The sequence below is a fragment of the Kitasatospora sp. NPDC101183 genome, assembly GCF_044767945.1.
Taxonomy (GTDB): domain Bacteria; phylum Actinomycetota; class Actinomycetes; order Streptomycetales; family Streptomycetaceae; genus Kitasatospora.
Window position 1 is genome coordinate 1 of record NZ_JBIWOW010000047.1, and the last position, 17,069, is coordinate 17,069.

Consider the following 17,069-nt stretch of genomic DNA (forward strand, 5'->3'; position numbering starts at 1 on the left):
GCCGGGGGGCCCGGGTGGGGGGTCGCCTAGTGGTGGGGGGGGCCCCTGGGGTGGACCAACCACTGCCGGGACGCGCCCCGCGGGGCGGGGGGGGGGGGGGGGGCGGGGGGGGGGGGGTGTGCGGGGCCCCCCGGCCCCGGTCTCGCTGTGTAGGGTCCGGGGTAGTTCACGCAGCCCGGTTCAGGGCTGCTTCCCTAGGCCTTCAGGTCGGCGAGACCTGTCATACATGTTCGTGGGAACACTCACCTTCGACCTGCTCCTGGGCGACGTCCACTCGCTCAAGGAGAAGCGTTCGATCGTGCGGCCCGTCGTGGCCGAACTGCAGCGCAAGTACAGCGTGTGCGCTGCCGAGACCGGGAACCAGGACCTCCACCGCAGGGCCGAGATCGGCCTGGCGGTGGTCTCCGGAGACGCCGCGTACGTCACCGAGGTCCTGGACAGCTGTGAGCGGTTGGTCGCCGGCCGCCCCGAGGTGCAGCTCCTCTCCGCGAGGAGGAGGTACCACAACGACGACGACGAGTGAGGCCGTGGAGCCGGCGGACGGAAGTCGCCGTTCTCACACGGTTCAGGACCGAGAGCGCCCGCAAGGCCGGGCGCGGGCCGGTACTTTGGGGCGTGGGCCCCGACGGGTGCGCAGCTCACCCGGGTACCGCCCACTGCACGAGGAGGCAACGTGACCGACACCGCAAGGGCGCGCAAGCTCGCCGACCGCATCCAGGTGGTCGTCGCCCAGACCCTGGAGCGCCGGATCAAGGACCCGAGGCTCGGGTTCGTGACCATCACCGACACCCGGGTGACGGGCGACCTGCGCGAGGCCACCGTCTTCTACACCGTCTTCGGTGACGAGACCGACCGCGAGGCCACGGCGGCGGCGCTGGAGAGCGCCAAGGGCGTCATCCGCTCCGAGGTCGGCAAGATCGGGGTGCGCTTCACCCCGACGCTGACCTTCGTCGCGGACGCGCTGCCGGAGAACGCCCGGAACATCGACGACCTGCTCGACCGGGCCAAGGCCATCGACGCGGCGGTGCGCACCACCGCCGCGGGCGCGGCGTACGCCGGTGACGCGGACCCGTACAAGGTCCCCGCGTCCGAGCGTGACGACGAGGACGAGTAGTCATGGCGGGTGAGCCGGCTCGGGCCGCCTCCCGAGCCGGATCGACCACGGGGGCGTCCTCCACCAGCACGGTGGAGGGTGCCCTCGCGGCGCTCCCCGGGCCGCGTACCGAGGAGAGCGGCTTCGAGCTGGTCTGGCAGCAGGTGGTGGCGGAGATCGGCCGGGCGCGCTCGATCGACCTGATCTGCCACATCTGCCCGGACGGCGACGCGCTGGGCTCCTCCCTGGCGGCGGCGCTGGCGCTGCGGGCGCTCGGCAAGGAGGTGCGGGTCTCCTTCGGGGACGACCCGCAGATCGTGCCCGAGTCGCTGGCCTTCCTGCCCGGCCAGGAGCTGATCGTCCCGGCCTCCGAGGTGCCGGACGTCCCCGAGCTGGTGCTCTGCTTCGACGTGGCCGCGCAGAGCCGTCTGGGCCTGCTGCACGACAAGGCCTTCGCCGCGCCCGTGCTGGTGGTCGTCGACCACCACGCCTCCAACCCGGGCTTCGGCACCCACCAGTTGATCGACCCGGCCGCGCCGGCCACCGCCGTCCTGGTGGACGAGCTGCTGCGCCGCCTCGGCGTGGAGCTCGACCAGGAGCTGGCCACCTGCCTCTACACCGGGGTCGCCACCGACACCGGCAGCTTCAAGTACCGGGCGACCACGCCCGCCACCCACGAACTCGCCGGGCGGCTGCTGGCCACCGGCATCCGGCACGACCTGATCTCCCGGCAGCTGTGGGACACCTCCTCCTTCGGCTACCTCAAGGTGCTCGCCGCCGCCCTCGACCGGGCCGTGTACGAGCCGGAGGCGGCCGGCGGGCTGGGCCTGGTCTGGACATGGGTCCCGTACCAGGACCTGGCGCTGTTCAGCGTCACCGTGGAGGAGATCGAGGGGCTGATCGACATCCTGCGCCGCCCGGCCGAGGCCGAGGTGGCGCTGGTGCTCAAGCAGGACCCGGACGGCACCCTGCGCGGCTCCTCGCGCTCCAAGGGCGTGGTGGACGTGGCCGCCGCCTGCGCCGAACTCGGCGGCGGGGGGCACGTCTTCGCGGCCGGGTTCAGCACCCGGGAGGGCGTCGACGAGGTGGTCGAGCGGTTCCGGGGCGCGCTGCGGCCGGTAACTTGAGCACTTGCGAATGCCGTTGGACAGAGTTGGACAGAAAGAACCCGATGAAGCGCAAAGGCACCGGCCCGGACGGCCTGGTGATCGTCGACAAGCCCGAGGGCATCACCTCCCACGGGGTCGTCGCCAAGATGCGGTGGCTGGCCGGGACGCGGAAGGTGGGCCACGCAGGCACGCTGGACCCGATGGCCACCGGCGTCCTGGTGATCGGCGTCGAGCGGGCCACCCGGCTCCTCGGCCACCTGATGTTGACCGCCAAGACGTACGAGGCGACCATCCGGCTCGGCCAGAGCACGGTCACCGACGACCGGGAGGGTGAGGTCACCGCCTCCGCCCCGGCCGACGCCGTGACCCGGGAGGCGATCGACGCGGGGATCGCGGCGCTCACCGGCGAGATCCTCCAGGTCCCGTCGAAGGTCAGCGCGATCAAGATCGACGGCAAGCGCTCGTACGCGCGCGTCCGTGAGGGCGAGGAGTTCGAGCTGGCCGCCCGGCCGACCACGATCCACTCCTTCACCGTGCACGCGCAGCGGTCGGCCGTCGCCGAGGACGGGACGCCGGTGATCGACCTGGACGTGACCGTCGAGTGCTCCTCCGGCACCTACATCCGGGCGCTGGCCCGCGACCTGGGCGCCGGGCTGGGCGTCGGCGGGCACCTGACGGCGCTGCGGCGCACCAGGGTCGGGCCGTACGGGGTGGAGTCGGCGCGGACGCTGGAGCAGTTGGAAGAGAAGCTGGAGGTGCTGCCGATCGGCGAGGCCGCGGACGCCGCCTTCCCCCGCTGGGACCTGGACGAGGCCTCCGCCGAGAAGCTCTCGCACGGCTCCCGGCTGAAGGCGCCGGGGATGGGCGTGGACGGTCCGATCGCGGTGTTCGGGCCGGACGGGCGCTTCCTCGCGCTGGTGGAGGAGAAGGACGGGCAGGCGAAGCCCGTCGCCGTCTTCGTCGGCTGACCGACCAGGGAGTTCAGGCCCCCGCCGGAGAACCTTCCGGCGGGGGCCTGGTCGTTTTCGGACGAGGTTCACCCGGGCGGGGGAGCGCGCGAGGTGAACGCCGGTGGTGAGCGGCGCAGGCGCGGTCGGGCCGCCGGGGCGGTGGGCAGGCTCCGGGCGGTGGACGGGCGAGCGACAGGGGGCGGGTCATGGCGGGCTGGCACGAGGGCGATCCGGGGCGCCATCTGCTGCACATCCGCGACCTCGACGGGCGGCTGCACGGGCTCGGGTTCGTCGCGGACCCGCAGGGCACCGTGCTGACGGCCGACGAGGCCGTCGCCGGGCTGGACCGGCTCGTGCTGCACACCCCCGGCGGCCAGACCAGGGTGCTCGGCCCGGAGGCCGTCCTGCCGCTGCCCGCGCACGGGCTCGCGCTGCTGCGCACCGAGGCCGTCGGCGGGCTGCCGGTGCCGCCGCTGCCGGTGGCCGCCGCCGTGGGAGGGCAGGAGCTGCTGCTGCCCGTACCGGTCGGTGACGGGGAGCGGACGGTCGCGCTGCGCTGCGGGCTGCTCGGGGCCGTCGGCGGGGTGCTGCTGCTGGACGTGCCGACGGCCCGCAGGGGCGAGGTGCCCGCCGGGGCGCCGGTGCTGGACGCCCGCAGCGGCGCGGTGGTGGCCCTGGCCGCGCCCGGGCTGCGCTCGCCGCGGTACGGGGGCGCGCTGCCCGCCGTGCCCGCCGGGGGCGGCGCGCTCCCCGCCGCCGGGGCGCTGGCGGAGCTGCTGGCGCGCAACGCGGCGGCCGTGCCCGGGTACGGGCCCGCGCTCAACCTCGCCGGGGTGCTGCGGCTGGCCGCCGCGCAGCTGGCCGCCGCCCCCGGGGCGGCGGGCCTGGCCGCCGACCGGGTCGATCGGTCGGACGGCCCGGCGCGGGACGAGCCGGAGTCCACCGTCACCGCGCTGGTCGGCCCTCCCGGCAGCGGGCGCTCCACCGAACTCGCCGCCCTCGCCCTGCGCCGGGCGGCCGACGGCCTGCCCACCCTGTGGCTGCGCGGAGCCGACCTGCGCGCCGGGGACCGCTCGCTCGCCGAGCCCGTCGAACGGGCCCTGGCGGCCTGCGCCGCCGCCCTCGGCGTCCCGGCGCCCGCGCCCGAACCGGCCGCTGCCCTGTGCGCCGCCGCGGGCCGGCCGCTGCTGATCGTCCTCGACGGCCCCGAGGAGGCGCCCGTCCCGCTGGAGCCCGGCCGGCTGTACGGCGCGGGGCAGTGGCTGACCGGCTGCGGCGCCCGGCTGCTGACGGCCTGTGGGGAGGAGACCTGGGAGCGCCTCGCCGAGCGGCCCTGGCGCAGCGGGCCCGGCCCCGGGCCGCTGCGGGAGGAGCCCGCGCCGGACGGGGACCTCGCGGGTGCCCCGACCGTACGGATGGACGGCGGCGGGCCGGGCGCGCCGACCCTGGCCGGGTGGCGGCTGGGCCCGCTGCCGGCCGAGGCCGCCGAGCGGGTGCGCCGCCGCTACGGGCTGCCGCCGGGCCGACCCGGGGGCGCGGACGCCCGGCACCCGTTGGCCGTCCGCCTCGCCGGGGAGCTGTGGGCCGAGGGCGTGCGGGGCGGGCCGGCGCGGCGCGGGGAGCTGTTCTCCGCCCACCTCGACCTGCTGTGCCTGCGCACGGCCCGGCGCCTGGCCGGGAGCGGCCGCGGGCGCGGCGCCCACCGCCGGGGTGCGGCCCGGCCCGCCGAGCCGGGGCCGGGGCGGGTGCGCAGGCTCGCGGCGGCGGTGGCCGGGCGGGTGCACGAGGCGGCGCGGCGGATGCTCGGCGGCTCGGAGGCCGGGGCGCTGGGGCGGGAGGCCTTCGAGGAGCTGTTCCCGGCCGAGGGCGGCTGGGGGGCGGCGGTGCTCGCCGAGGGCCTGTTCGCCCCCGCCGGGCCCGGATTCCGGTTCGCGCACGGGGAGTTCGCGGACTGGCTGCAGGGCCTGCACCTGGACCTGGACGCGGCGCTGCGGCTGCTGCTCGGCGAGGTGGAGGACGTGCGGCCCGGCGACGCGGCCAACGCCGTCCCCCGGCACCGGATCGGCCCGGTGGCCGCCGCGCTCACCCGGGTCGCCGACACCTGGGGCGCCGCCTCCCTGGACCCGTGGCTGCACCGGCTCGCCCGCGCCCTGGAGTTGCGGCCGGCGGGCAGCGAACCCGCCTGGTGGTCCGCCCGGTTGCTGGCCGACGCCCTGGCCATGAGCCCCGACCCGGCCGAACACCGCGACCTGCTCGGCCGGTTGGCCGGCCGCATCGCCGAACGCGCTGCCGCGGCCGGCGGGTGGGCCGCGCTGCCCGCCGACGGGCCCGGCCGCTTCGGCCCCGCGTTCTGGACCGGCCTCGGGCTGCCCGTCGAGGCCGAAATCGCCCTGCTGCGGCCCCTGGCGGCCGTCGACCGGGGCTTCCTGGACACCGTGGCGGAGCGCCTGCGGGCCGATCCGGCGGCGGTGTTCCCGCTGCTGTGCGGCTGGTTCGAGGAGGGCCGCTCGGCGGACCTCGCCCACGAGCTGCTGTACGCCCACCGCCGGCTCGGCCTGGACGAGTTGGCCGACGCCCTGGCCGACGCGGCCCACCCCCGGGCGGACGCCCTGCTGACGGTGCTCGCCGCCGAGGAGCCCTCCGCGCTCTGCCGCGCCGTCGACCGCTGGAGCCACGACCGGCGGCCCGAACGGCACGTCGCCGCCGCCGTGCACGCGCTGCGCACCGCCCCGTACGCCGCCGGGGCCGGGGCCGAACTGCTGCGCTACGGCGCGCTGACCCTGCTCGCCCGCGAGGAGGAGCCCGGGCTGCACGGCGCCGCACTGGCCCTGCTGGTCGCCGACCCGGCCACCCGGGCCGAGCACCTGCCCGCCGCGCTCGCCCTGCTGCGGGCCGGCGGCGACGCCTTCCTCACCCCGCGCGCCCTCGCCCCGGCCCTGGAGAGCGACCCGGAGGCCGTGCTGGCCGCGCTCGCCGAACTCCCGGCGGACCGGGAGGTGCTGCGGGTGCTCGCCGACGCCCGCGCCCCGCGGGCCGCCCGGCGCGGCGCCGACCTCGCCGCCCGGCTGCTGCGCGCCGACCCGCAGCGGGCCCGCGCCGTGGCCGTCGACTACCTCGGCCGCCGGCTGGCGGGCGGGGGAGCGGGCCCGGCCGCCCGGCTGGAGCTGCGGATGCTGCTCGCCGCCGCGCTCGGCGCCCGGACGGCCGAGGTGCGCCGGCCCTTCGCCGAGGCGCTGTCCGTACCGGTGGCCGAGCCGGCGGCGGACGCGCTGCGCTGCGAGCTGCTGGACGACCTGCTCGCCGCCGAGACGGACGAGCTGGTGCTCACCGCCGCCGTCGAACGGCTGGCCGAGTACTGCGCGGCCGAGAAGCCGGCCCGGGTGCGCGCCGTCCTGGCCCGGGCGACCCCCGGGCTGCCGGGCGCGGACGAGCTGCTGGTGCGCTGCGCCGTCCGCTCGGCGGCCTTCGCCGCCCTGCTCGCCCGCTGGCCCCGCGACGCCGCCCCGACCGCGCCCGACGGCCCCCGGCTGGCCCGGCTGCGGGCGCTCGTCGCGGCCGGGCGCGACCCCCGGTACGCCGCGGCCGAGGCCGAGCGGGAGCCGCTCGGGCCTGTGATGCGCCCAACCCGCATTCCGGTGCCGGAGCCCGGGCAGGCGCATGGCACGCTATAGGGGTTCGGGTTTTGAGCGTTTGAGCGTACCGAGGGTACGCACCGTACGGAACAAGGAGCACTCGGGTGCAGCGCTGGCGTGGCCTGGAGGAGATCCCCGGTGACTGGGGGCGCGGCGTCGTCACCATCGGCTCGTTCGACGGGGTCCACCGCGGGCATCAGCTGATCATCGGACGGGCGGTCGAGCGGGCCTGCGAACTCGGCCTCCCCTCGGTCGTGGTGACCTTCGACCCGCACCCGCGCGAGGTCATCCGCCCGGGTAGCCACCCGCCGCTGCTCGCGCCGCACCCGCGCCGCGCCGAGCTGATCGCCGAACTCGGCGTGGACGCGGTGCTGGTGCTGCCCTTCACCACCGCGTTCTCCCAGGAATCCCCGGAGACCTTCGTCCAGCAGGTCCTGGTGGACGCGCTGCACGCCAAGGTCGTCATCGAGGGCCCCAACTTCCGCTTCGGGCACCGGGCCGCCGGGGACGTCGCCCTGCTCGCCGAGCTGGGCCGGGCCGACGACTTCGAGGTCGAGGTCGTCGACCTCCAGGTGTGCGGCACCGCCGGGGACGGCGAGCCGTTCTCGTCCAGCCTGATCCGCCGCCTCGTCGGCAGCGGGGACATGGCGGGCGCCGGCGAGGTGCTCGGCCGCCCGCACCGGGTCGAGGGCGTGGTGGTGCGCGGAGCGCAGCGCGGACGCGAACTCGGCTACCCGACCGCCAACGTGGAGACCGTGCCGCACAGCGCGATCCCGGCGGACGGCGTCTACGCGGGCTGGCTGACGGCCGAGGGCGAGCGGATGCCGGCGGCGATCTCGGTGGGCACCAACCCGACCTTCGACGGCACGGCGCGCACCGTCGAGGCGTACGCCATCGACCGGGTGGGCCTGGACCTGTACGGGCTGCACGTGGCCGTGGACTTCCTGGCCTACCTGCGCGGGATGGAGAAGTTCGACTCCATCGACGCGCTGCTCGACCGGATGGCCGACGACGTCAAGCGCGCCCGGGAGCTGACCGACGGCGTGTGAGCGCCGGGGCGACGAGGAAGGGCCCGCCGGGTGTCCGGCGGGCCCTTCCTCGTGCCTACGGGTGCGCGGGCGGCTGCGGGTAGCCGTACCCGGGCGGCGGCGGGGGCTGGGGGGCCTGCTGCTGCGGGTCGGCGTACGGCTGGGGCTGGGGGTCGGCGTACGGCTGGGCCTGCTGGGGCTGCGGCCAGGCGTAGCCGGGCTGGGGCGCCGCCTGGCCGGGCTGGGGCCCCCACGGCGCACCGGGCGCGGGCTGCTGCTGGGGCGCCCCGTACGGCTGCGGCTGTCCGGGCTGTCCCGGCTGCCCCGGCTGGGAGTAGGGCGCCTGCTGCGCCTGCTGCTGCCAGCCGGACTGCTGGGCGGCCGTCTGCTGGGCCCGGACGATGTCCTCGCCGACCAGGGTGGCCAGCTCGAAGTACGCCTCGCGGACCTTGGGCCGCATCATGTCGAGGTTGACCTCGGCGCCGGCCGCCAGGCTCTCGTCGAAGGGCACCACGACGACGCCGCGGCAGCGGGTCTGGAAGTGCGCGACGATGTCCTCGACCTTGATCATCTTGCTGGTCTCGCGCACCCCGGACACCACCGTGATGCTGCGCTGCACCAGGTCGGCGTAGCCGTGGGCGGAGAGCCAGTCCAGGGTGGTCGAGGCGCTGGAGGCGCCGTCCACGCTGGGGGTGGAGACGATGATCAGCTGGTCGGCGAGGTCCAGCACCCCGCGCATCGCGCTGTAGAGCAGACCGGTGCCGGAGTCGGTCAGGATGATCGGGTACTGGCGGCCCAGCACGTCGATGACCTGGCGGTAGTCCGAGTCGTTGAAGGTCGTCGAGACGGCCGGGTCGACGTCGTTCGCCAGGATCTCCAGGCCCGAGTTGAGGTCCTGGGAGGTGAACTGACGGATGTCCATGTAGCTGCGCAGGTGCGGGATGGCCGTCACCAGGTCGCGGATGGTCGCGCCGGTCTGGCGCTTGACCCGGCGGCCCAGGGTGCCCGCGTCCGGGTTGGCGTCGATCGCGATCACCTTGTCCTGGCGCTCGCTGGCCAGGGTCGCGCCGAGCGCGGTGGTGGTCGTGGTCTTGCCGACGCCGCCCTTGAGGCTGATCACGGCGATCCGGTAGCAGCTCAGCACCGGCGTGCGGATGATCTCCAGCCTGCGGGCCTTCTCGGCCGCCGCGGCCTTGCCGCCGAACTGGAAGCGGGGCTGCTGGCGCTGCTGCTTGGGCTGGCTGCGCAGGAGCCGGTCCGAGGACAGCTCGACGGCGGCGGTGTAGCCGAGCGGAGCGCCGTGCGCGGTCTGCTGAGGGGCGGCGGCCTGCTGGAACGCGGCGGGCTGCGCGGCGGCCGGGGGCTGCTGCGCCCAGGGCTGCGGGGGCTGCGGCTGGCCGGGGGCGACGGGCTGGCCGGGCTGCTGGTAGGCGGCGGGCTGCGGCCAGCCGCCCTGGCGCGGGTCCACCGGGGGCTGCGGGTGCGCGGCCTGCTGCGGCGGCTGCACGGCCCAGGCGGCCTGCGGGTCCAGCGGAGGCTGCGGGTGCGCGGGCTGCGGAGGCTGTACGGCCTGCGGGGCCTGCGGCACGGGCGGCTGCGCGGCCCAGGGCTGCTGAGGCGGCCCCGGCTGGGCGGGCGCGCCGACGGCCGGGTACGGCTGCGGGGCCGGGACGGGCTGGGGCAGCGGCTGGGCCGGTGGCTGGGGCTGGGGCAGCGGCTGGGCCGCAGCCTCCGGGCCCGGCCAGAGCGGGGTGGCCTGCGGCTGCCACTCGGCGGCGGGCCCCGGAATGCGGGCGGGCGCCTGGGCGAGCGGCGCGACCGGGGCCGCGGGGGCCGCCGGCGCGGCCGGGGGGACGACGGTGGGCGGGGCGGGCTCGGCCTGAGCGGTGGGCGGCTGCGGCGCGGGGAACGGGACGTGCTGCGCCTCGGCCTGCACCGGCGGGGCGGGCACGGGGGCCTCCGCCACCGGGGCGGGCGCAGGAACCGGAACCGCCTCGACGGCCGGAGCAACCGGAGCAACCGGAACGACGGGAGGCGTCGGAGCGGCAGCCGCCCCCGCCGTCTCCGTCTGCACGTACCAGGACGGGGGAGTGTAATCGGGCGCGTCGGACCAGTCGTCCTCGTCCTCCGCCGCGTTGTCGCCGACGTAGACGCCGTCCCGATCGCTGCTCACTGGGGCTCCCTCGTGTTCGCCGCCGCTAGTTCAGCGGTGCCGTTGCCGCAACAAAGACTAGGCCGTACGGCAACCCCCGAAGAAGGCGGCCGAGGTCCGTGGCACCGTCAGTCCATCCGCCGCGGCCCGCCGAGCACCTGCTGCTCCGCCTGCCCGGCCACGGCCCGGACGTACTGGCGCCGCATCCGGGTGGCCCACAGCGTCAGGTCGTCGCCGAGGGTGGGCAGCGCCGCCACGTCCTCCGGCGGCAGGGACAGCACCCGGCCCGTCAGCTCCGCCTCCTGCGGGGAGATCCGCTGCACGCCGACGAGGTCGGCGGCGTTGAGGACCCGGGCCGCGTTCGGGCCCAGGTACGGCAGCAGGGTCAGCGTGGTCTGCCAGGGCGCGGCGGAGAGCCGGCTGCGCGGCGGGCGGGCGCCGAGGTCGCGCACCACCAGGACGGGCGAGGCGACGGAGGCGCCCTGCGGGCCGAGCCGTCCGACCTGGTGGACCGTCACGCACGGCTGCCCGCCGCCCGCGGCCTGCGCCATCGGGCCCCACAGCTGCGCGCGGGCCGTCTCCACCGCGACCCGGGCGCCGATCGCGGCCGCCCGCAGCGCGATGACCTGCGCCGTCCACACGCCGCCGACCAGCACCAGGTCGTACGCGCTGGGGCGGAAGAGGCCGAGCACGGCGGGCAGGCCCTGCGGGTCGACGCCGATCACCACGCCGTCGTCCCCGACCGGGAAGGCCATCGCCGCGAGGTCGCCCGCCTCCAGCACGTGCTTCTCCCGGCGCGGGCCGCGCAGCCCGAACCCGGGCAGCACGCGCGGCCGGACGCGGCGGCGCTCGGCGCCCGGCGTCGGGTCGGGGGAGGGGTGGGTCTGGTACGCCATCAGGACGCTCCTCCCAGCGGCAGGGTGGCGAGCACGCCGGGGGCCTGCTCCAGGTCGAGCCGGACGAGGCCGAGGCCGGCGCTCTGCGCCCTGGTCTCCACCTGGCGGCCGAGGTCCCCGAGTTCGTCCTCGGTGCGCCCGGTGACCCGCAGGTGCCCGCTGACCGTCACCGACCCGCCGGTGCCGTGCCCGGCGGTGAGGCTGAAGGTGCCGGCCAGGGCGGCGGCTCCGGTGACCAGGTTGACGAGGTCGGGCGCGCCGATCCGGCCGGGGGCGCCGCCGGGGCGGCCCAACTGCGGCCAGCGGGACACCCAGTAGGTGCTGTGCCAGCGGTCGTCGATGCGCCAGAAGCGGTTGCCCTCCTGGGTGCGGCGGGTGGTGCCGCCGCCGCTGCCGGTGCCCTGGCGGCCGGCGACCGCGATCGGGTTGGCGCAGGTGGAGATGGCCAGGGCGGCGATGAGCTCGCGCTCGTCCAGCACGGTCGCGTTGAACCCGGAGCTGTTGAGCCGCCCGGCGAGCTGGTCGGTCACCCGCTGCAGCGCCTTGCGGGCGCCCTCCTCGCCGCCGCCCCGGGCCCGTACGGCCGCCGCGGCGCGCTCGGGGTCGAGCTTGAGCGCGATCCAGGTGAGCCGAAGCCCCGGGGTGGCGGTGCCGTCGGGGAGTTCGCGGTAGGCGCGGGCGGCGAGCGACTGCTCGGGCAGGTGCTTGGCCGGGGCGGGCTGGGTGTGCTGGACGAGCTGCACGGACTCCAGCGCGATGTCGTCGACGGTCAGAGCCGAGCAGATCACGTCCAGCGGGAGCGGCAGCGCGGTGCGCACCGGGCGCAGCGGCTGGTCCTTGGCCTGGACGAGCAGCACCGAGGTCAGGAACGTCCCGTCGCCGACCATGCCGGTCTCGCGGCGCACCGGGCGCCCGCCCAGGTCGGCCTCGGTGGCGTGGGTGCAGGTGCGCAGCGCGGGTTCGAGCTCCAGCACGGGGGCCAGCGCCGGGTCGGTTCCGGCCGGCGGCAGCAGCGTACGGGCCTGGCGGCGGCGGGACTTGAGGTCGGAGCGCACCCGCAGCAGCTCGGGGAGGCTGCGGCCGCGCAGCCGGACCACGGCGAGCAGGAGCAGCACCAGGGAGACGGCGCCGAACCCGGCGGCGACCGGGCGGCTGATCGTCCAGCCGACCGCGACGAGGGCGGCGGCGACCTCGACCAGGACGAGCTGGTGGAGCCTCAACCTGCCGCCCAGCAGCCCCGGCCGGGGGTTGATCCGCACGCTGACGGGCCCCGCGCCGCTGCCCGGCGCCGGTGCGGCGGCGGGCGCGGGGGCCCGCTCGGGCGTGGCCCGGCCCCGGCCGCCGCGCCGCGACCGACCGGTGCGGGGCGGCCCTTCCTCCCCTTCGGTGTCGCGGCGTCGTCGAGCGGTCTGGCTAGGCATCCCCCGGTGGCCCTCTCTGACTCGGATGTCGCGGCCCGGCTGGCTGGTTCGTGGACCGTACCCGTACCGTACTCACCGTCCGCTGCCGCATCGTAGAGGGTTCGGGCCCTCGCTTTCAGATCCAGCCGGTCGCCCGGCGGGTGCGGAGCACGGGGGCGGGGCGCCGGGCCGTCAGGGGACAGGCCCAACAGGCAAGTCCGACAAGGGGGACGACGAGCACATGGCATCGCGCCGGGACGAGCTGAACGCGTACACCTTCGCCAGGAAGCGCACGGTGGGGGCGTTCCTGCTGCCCTCGGGCGGCGGCAGCGACGAGGACGCGCCGCGGCCCGTCAAGGCGGTGCTGCCGAGTGTGCTGGCGGGGGCGGTGATCGTCGCGGGCTTCGGCGTCTGGGGGGTGTTCAAGCCGAGCGCGCCGCTGCACTGGGACGAGGGCAAGGCCATCATCCAGGGCAAGACCTCGACGACCCGGTACGTGATCCTGACCGACCCGGACGGGAGGACCAAGCGCCTGCACCAGGTGCTGAACATGTCCTCGGCGCGGCTGGTGCTGCCGGCCGGCGCCCAGGTGGTGGTCGTCGACGACGGGGTCCTGGACCGCTACCCGAACCACGGCCCGACGATCGGCATCCCGTACGCGCCGGACAAGTTGCCGACGAAGGACAACGCGAGCCGGTCGATGAAGTGGTCGGTCTGCGACCGCCCGGGCTCGGACGACAAGCAGGCGACCGTCAACCAGGCGGTGTTCGTGGCGGCCGGCCAGGACGCGGACGCGCTGGCGGCCAAGGACCGGATGCTCTCCCCGGACCAGCTGCTGCTGGTGCAGCAGGCCGACGACCAGCAGGTGTCCACCGGAGCGGCGGGCCAGGCGGCCGCGCCGGTGTTCCTGGTGGACGCGCAGGGCCGCCGGCACGAGATCGGCACGCCGCAGTCCAGCGACACGGAGCGGAAGTCACTGGTCACGGCGGTGTTCGGGCCCAACGCGGTGCCGCAGCGGGTCAAGCGGGACTGGCTGGAGACCCTCGTCCCGGGGACGCCGATCACCTTCCCGGACCTCAAGGACGTGGCCGACACCCCGGGCGCCAACTCCAGGGTGGAGCTGGACAATCCGGCGGACCGCAGGGTCGGGCGGCTGGTGCACTACCAGGACCGCCACTACGTCGTCGGCAAGGACCAGCTCTACGTGGTCACGGCGTTCCAGGCGGAGCTGATCCGGCAGAACCCGGCCTACGGGATGCTCTACAAGTACGACCAGGACAAGCAGCCGCGCAGCGACGCGATGACCCCGGCCGACCAGTCCCTGCGCGGCGGCGACGTCAAGCTGCCCGGCACGGGGGACGACTGGCCGCTGCGCACGGGCGCGCCGGTGAACAACTGGAAGGACCCCCAGGAGTCCCAGCGCCGGCTGGTGGTGTGCAGCACCTACGACGGCGTCGCCGAGGACGGCCGCACCGCCAGGCGCAGCGTCTGGGCGGGCCCGGCCTACCCGGCGCCGTACAACAACGGCGCCGGCGCCGCGTACGTGACGCCCGGTCACGGCCTCTTCTACCGGGCGGTGGACGCCCAGGCGGGCGGCTCCGGCACGGACTTCCTGATCACCGAGACGGGGCTGCGCTACTCGGTGCCGTCCAACGGCGACGGAGGGGGCGGGCCGAGCGCCGCCAAGTCGCCCTCGCCGCAGCCGAGTACGGCCCAGCCCACGCCGGGGGCGGGCGACCAGCAGCAGGGCGCGCCGCAGCAGCAGGACGAACCGGGCGGCAACCAGGCGCGGTTGGGCTACCAGGGCGTCCAGGCGCTGCCCGTCCCGCTCAGGTGGTCGAACCTGGTCCCGGCCGGCCCGCCGCTGACGGCGAAGGGCGCGGCGCAGCCGCAGAACGCCTGACCGATCAGCTGATCGGCCAGGCGGGGCACAGGAGTTGGCACCAGTGTCATGGTCTGGTAACTGCTCGACCAATCGGTGTTGGGCGAGCTGCGTATGCCGACTACAGTGCTCCTGGACATCACACGGGTGATGCCACGGCAGGCCGTTCCGGGCCCGTCCGTATACAGGATGTTTCTCATGGGGGACGGTGGAGCATGGCTTCTGGTCAGTTCACGATGACCGCGCAGGAGATGACCGCTTTCGCCAAGCGGATCGGTGAGGCGATCCACAAGATCCAGCAGGAGCAGACCAAGCTCACCAACACCGTCACCAACATCACGAGCGGCTGGAAGGGCCAGGCGGCCACCGCCTACACCACCCTGCAGCACTCGTTCAACGAGGACGTGGCGGCGCTCAACAAGTCCCTCCACGCGATCCAGGAAGCGATCGAGCGGACGACGCAGCAGTACGCGCGCACCGAGTCGGAGCAGTCGCAGCAGTTCACCTCCGCCCAGGGCTGACCTCCGCACCCCCACCGCCGCGCCCCACCTCGTCCAAGGGAGACATCGTGACCGACCACATCCTCGTCAACTTCCAGACCGTCCACCACGCCGCCGAGGAGGTGAAGGGCGTCGCCTCGCGCATCGACCACCTGCTCAACGACCTCAAGGGCGACGTCAAGCGCATCGCCGCGAGCTGGCAGGGTGCGGCCCAGGAGGGCTACCAGGCCCACCAGACGCAGTGGGACACGAAGGCCGCGCACATCCAGACCGTCTGCGGGCAGATCGCGTCCTCGCTGGAGTCCGCCGCGATCCAGTACAAGAACACCGAGGACGCCAACGCCAAGCTCTGGCAGGGCTGATCCGGCGTTCCCGGACGGGAACACGGCAGGGGGCGGGCACCCGGTTCACGGGCGCCCGCCCCCGACGCGCGGGACGGGGGAGGACGACATTGAGGAGTGGCAGGGTGCCTGGACACCGCTACCGCAGGGCCGCCGCGGCACTGGCCGCGCTCGCCGTCCTGGGCGGCCCGCTCGCCGCCCCCGCGCACGCGGACGGCCCCGGCATCGCCGCCGCCGGCGACTGCCCCAAGCCCGCGCCCGAGGTGCCGACCGTCCCCTGGTCCCTGCAGCGCCTGCTGCTGGACGAGCTGTGGCAGGGCGGGGCGACCACGGGCCGGAACGTGAAGGTCGCCGTCATCGACACCGGCGTGGACGTCACCAACCCGCAGCTCAGGGACAAGGTCGACGAGGGCCCCAACCTGCTCGTCGACAAGCAGAACAACAACACCCCGATCCCCGGGAGGTCCGTCGAGGACCCGGTCGGCCACGGCACCAAGGTCGCCGGCATCATCGCCGCCCGCCCGCGCGCGAGCACCGGCTTCGTCGGCCTCGCCCCCGACGCCCAGATCCTGTCGATCCGCCAGAACGACGCCGAGGGGCACGGCGACGTCGCCTCCCTCACCGCCGCCATCCGCTACGCCGTCGACCACGGCGCCCGGGTCGTCAACATCTCCCAGGACGTGCGCGGCGCGGGCGACGCCCGCTTCAGCGGCTACGCGGACCTCCAGGCGGCCGTCCAGTACGCCGAGGACCACCGGGCCGTGATCGTCGCCTCCACCGGCAACGACGGCAAGGAGGGCGACACCTACCCGGCCGCCTTCCCGACCGTCCTGGCCGTCGGCGCCTCCGACCGCAACAACGAGCGCGCGCCGTTCTCCCAGTTCGGCGCCTTCGTGAAGGTCGCGGCCCCCGGCGTCGAGATGCTCTCCACCGTCCCCGGCGGCGGCCAGTGCGTGGACAGCGGCACCAGCTTCGCCGCCCCGTACGTCTCCGGGCTGGCCGCGCTCCTCGTCGGCGCCCACCCGACCTGGTCGGCCGCCCAGGTGCGGGCCTGGATCGAGCAGAGCGCCCAGCGCACCGAGCGCGGCCCGAACCGCTTCATCGGCTGGGGCGTGGTGGACCCGGTCAAGGCCGTCGTCAAGGCGCCCGCGGACGCGCCGTCCGCGCCCGCCGAGGACGCCCCGGTGCAGCTGGCCGCCGCCCCGATCCTGCCGCGGCCGGTGGGCCTGGGCGAGACGCGGGCCGACCGGGACGGGCGCACCGCGACGTACGTGCTCGGCGTCGGCGCGCTGCTGGTGGCCCTGCTGATCGGCGGCGGCGTGGTGCTGCGCGACCACCGCCGCCGCGCCGCCGGACAGGCCGGCGAATAGGTTTGTAACACCGCCTGCCGCTCACCACGTCCTAGAGGTGTCAGAGCACGCGGACGGCGGGGGAGCGGTGGCATGGGGTGGGTCAGGGGCCGGGAGGCCAAGGACGCGGAGTTCCTGGAGCTCGTCTCCGGTCGCACCGGCCACCTCTACCGCTCGGCCTGCCTGCTCACCAGCGGCGACACCCACTACGCCGAGGACCTCGTCCAGGAGGCCCTCGGCCGGATGTACGTGCTGTGGCGGCGCAGCGCCTTCACCGGGGGCAGGGGCCGGATCGACAACCCGGCGGCCTACACCCACACCGTGATGGTGCGCGTCTTCCTCTCCCAGCAGCGCCGCCGCTCCAGCAGCGAGCGCCCCACCGGCGACCTGCCGGAGCCGCAGGGGCGGGAGGACGGGGACAGCGCCCTGCGGCTGACCCTGATCGAGGCCCTCGGCCGGCTCCCGGCCAAGGACCGGGCCGTCCTGGTGCTGCGGTTCTGGGAGGACCGCAGCGTCGAGGAGACGGCCGAGGCGATGCGCGCCTCCTCCGGCGCCGTCCGCACCCGCACCACCCGCGCACTGGCCAGGCTGCGCACCCTGCTCGGCGATTCGCTGGACGAACTCGCCGTCCGCTGAGGCCCGTCGTGAAGCCCGTTGTGAAGCCCGTTGTGAAGTCCGTTGTGAAGCCCGTCGCGAAGCACGTTCCGAAACCCGTCGTGAGGCCCGTCGCGAAGCGC

The 17,069-nt window shown here is 75.8% G+C and carries 14 protein-coding genes; 11 read left to right on the plus strand and 3 right to left on the minus strand.

Features of this window, described 5'->3' with window-relative positions; genetic code table 11:
• Positions 1-226: 226 nt before the first annotated feature.
• From ACIRRS_RS36910 to ACIRRS_RS36935, 6 genes are all read left to right on the plus strand, one after another.
• Positions 227-523, plus strand: a complete 297-nt coding sequence (locus ACIRRS_RS36910; RefSeq protein ID WP_402980936.1) for a DUF503 domain-containing protein — start codon at positions 227-229, stop codon at positions 521-523.
• Between the two features lie 150 nt (positions 524-673).
• A complete protein-coding gene (gene rbfA / locus ACIRRS_RS36915) occupies positions 674-1,114 on the plus strand; it encodes a 30S ribosome-binding factor RbfA (protein WP_396287390.1) in 441 nt (146 codons plus the stop codon).
• Positions 1,115-1,116: 2 nt separating this feature from the next.
• Complete coding sequence (locus ACIRRS_RS36920; RefSeq protein WP_402980939.1) at positions 1,117-2,220, plus strand: bifunctional oligoribonuclease/PAP phosphatase NrnA; 1,104 nt, start codon at positions 1,117-1,119, stop codon at positions 2,218-2,220.
• A gap of 44 nt (positions 2,221-2,264) precedes the next feature.
• Positions 2,265-3,170 carry a tRNA pseudouridine(55) synthase TruB gene (gene truB, locus ACIRRS_RS36925; protein WP_402980942.1) on the plus strand — a complete coding sequence of 302 codons (906 nt, stop codon included), beginning with the start codon at positions 2,265-2,267 and terminating at the stop codon, positions 3,168-3,170.
• Positions 3,171-3,358: 188 nt separating this feature from the next.
• Positions 3,359-6,823 (plus strand): serine protease, encoded by a 3,465-nt coding sequence (locus ACIRRS_RS36930; protein WP_402980945.1) that lies wholly within the window; start codon positions 3,359-3,361, stop codon positions 6,821-6,823.
• A gap of 65 nt (positions 6,824-6,888) precedes the next feature.
• Positions 6,889-7,833 carry a bifunctional riboflavin kinase/FAD synthetase gene (locus ACIRRS_RS36935; RefSeq protein WP_402980948.1) on the plus strand — a complete coding sequence of 315 codons (945 nt, stop codon included), beginning with the start codon at positions 6,889-6,891 and terminating at the stop codon, positions 7,831-7,833.
• Between the two features lie 55 nt (positions 7,834-7,888).
• Here ACIRRS_RS36935 and ACIRRS_RS36940 read toward each other — a convergent pair whose 3' ends face one another.
• From ACIRRS_RS36940 to eccE, 3 genes are all read right to left on the minus strand, one after another.
• A complete protein-coding gene (locus tag ACIRRS_RS36940; protein WP_402980950.1) occupies positions 7,889-9,985 on the minus strand; it encodes an AAA family ATPase in 2,097 nt (698 codons plus the stop codon).
• Positions 9,986-10,092: 107 nt separating this feature from the next.
• Positions 10,093-10,860, minus strand: a complete 768-nt coding sequence (locus tag ACIRRS_RS36945; protein WP_402980953.1) for a hypothetical protein — start codon at positions 10,858-10,860, stop codon at positions 10,093-10,095.
• On the minus strand, positions 10,860-12,281 hold the full coding sequence (gene eccE, locus ACIRRS_RS36950; RefSeq protein ID WP_402980956.1) for a type VII secretion protein EccE: 1,422 nt from the start codon (positions 12,279-12,281) through the stop codon (positions 10,860-10,862). The genes ACIRRS_RS36945 and eccE overlap by 1 nt, the downstream gene beginning before the upstream one ends.
• 220 nt (positions 12,282-12,501) lie before the next feature.
• Here eccE and ACIRRS_RS36955 point away from each other — a divergent pair, with 220 nt between their 5' ends.
• The 5 genes from ACIRRS_RS36955 (at position 12,502) to ACIRRS_RS36975 (ending at position 16,968) form a co-directional block, all read left to right on the plus strand.
• On the plus strand, positions 12,502-14,163 hold the full coding sequence (locus ACIRRS_RS36955; RefSeq protein ID WP_402980958.1) for a type VII secretion protein EccB: 1,662 nt from the start codon (positions 12,502-12,504) through the stop codon (positions 14,161-14,163).
• A 194-nt stretch (positions 14,164-14,357) separates the two neighbouring features.
• Positions 14,358-14,663 carry a WXG100 family type VII secretion target gene (locus ACIRRS_RS36960; protein WP_402980961.1) on the plus strand — a complete coding sequence of 102 codons (306 nt, stop codon included), beginning with the start codon at positions 14,358-14,360 and terminating at the stop codon, positions 14,661-14,663.
• A 47-nt stretch (positions 14,664-14,710) separates the two neighbouring features.
• Positions 14,711-15,004, plus strand: coding sequence for a WXG100 family type VII secretion target (locus ACIRRS_RS36965; protein ID WP_402980963.1), 294 nt, complete (start codon positions 14,711-14,713; stop codon positions 15,002-15,004).
• A gap of 104 nt (positions 15,005-15,108) precedes the next feature.
• Positions 15,109-16,353, plus strand: a complete 1,245-nt coding sequence (gene mycP / locus ACIRRS_RS36970; protein ID WP_402980965.1) for a type VII secretion-associated serine protease mycosin — start codon at positions 15,109-15,111, stop codon at positions 16,351-16,353.
• Positions 16,354-16,425: 72 nt separating this feature from the next.
• Positions 16,426-16,968, plus strand: a complete 543-nt coding sequence (locus ACIRRS_RS36975) for a SigE family RNA polymerase sigma factor (RefSeq protein WP_402980968.1) — start codon at positions 16,426-16,428, stop codon at positions 16,966-16,968.
• Positions 16,969-17,069 lie beyond the last annotated feature (101 nt).

Coding starts and splice junctions, on each gene's coding strand:
- ACIRRS_RS36910 (WP_402980936.1), top strand. CDS start 227: ATGTTCGTGGGAACACTCACCTTCGACCTGCTCCTGGGCGACGTCCAC.
- ACIRRS_RS36920 (WP_402980939.1), top strand. CDS start 1,117: ATGGCGGGTGAGCCGGCTCGGGCCGCCTCCCGAGCCGGATCGACCACG.
- truB (WP_402980942.1), top strand. CDS start 2,265: ATGAAGCGCAAAGGCACCGGCCCGGACGGCCTGGTGATCGTCGACAAG.
- ACIRRS_RS36930 (WP_402980945.1), top strand. CDS start 3,359: ATGGCGGGCTGGCACGAGGGCGATCCGGGGCGCCATCTGCTGCACATC.
- ACIRRS_RS36945 (WP_402980953.1), bottom strand. CDS start 10,860: ATGGCGTACCAGACCCACCCCTCCCCCGACCCGACGCCGGGCGCCGAG.
- eccE (WP_402980956.1), bottom strand. CDS start 12,281: ATGCCTAGCCAGACCGCTCGACGACGCCGCGACACCGAAGGGGAGGAA.
- ACIRRS_RS36955 (WP_402980958.1), top strand. CDS start 12,502: ATGGCATCGCGCCGGGACGAGCTGAACGCGTACACCTTCGCCAGGAAG.
- ACIRRS_RS36960 (WP_402980961.1), top strand. CDS start 14,358: ATGGCTTCTGGTCAGTTCACGATGACCGCGCAGGAGATGACCGCTTTC.
- ACIRRS_RS36975 (WP_402980968.1), top strand. CDS start 16,426: ATGGGGTGGGTCAGGGGCCGGGAGGCCAAGGACGCGGAGTTCCTGGAG.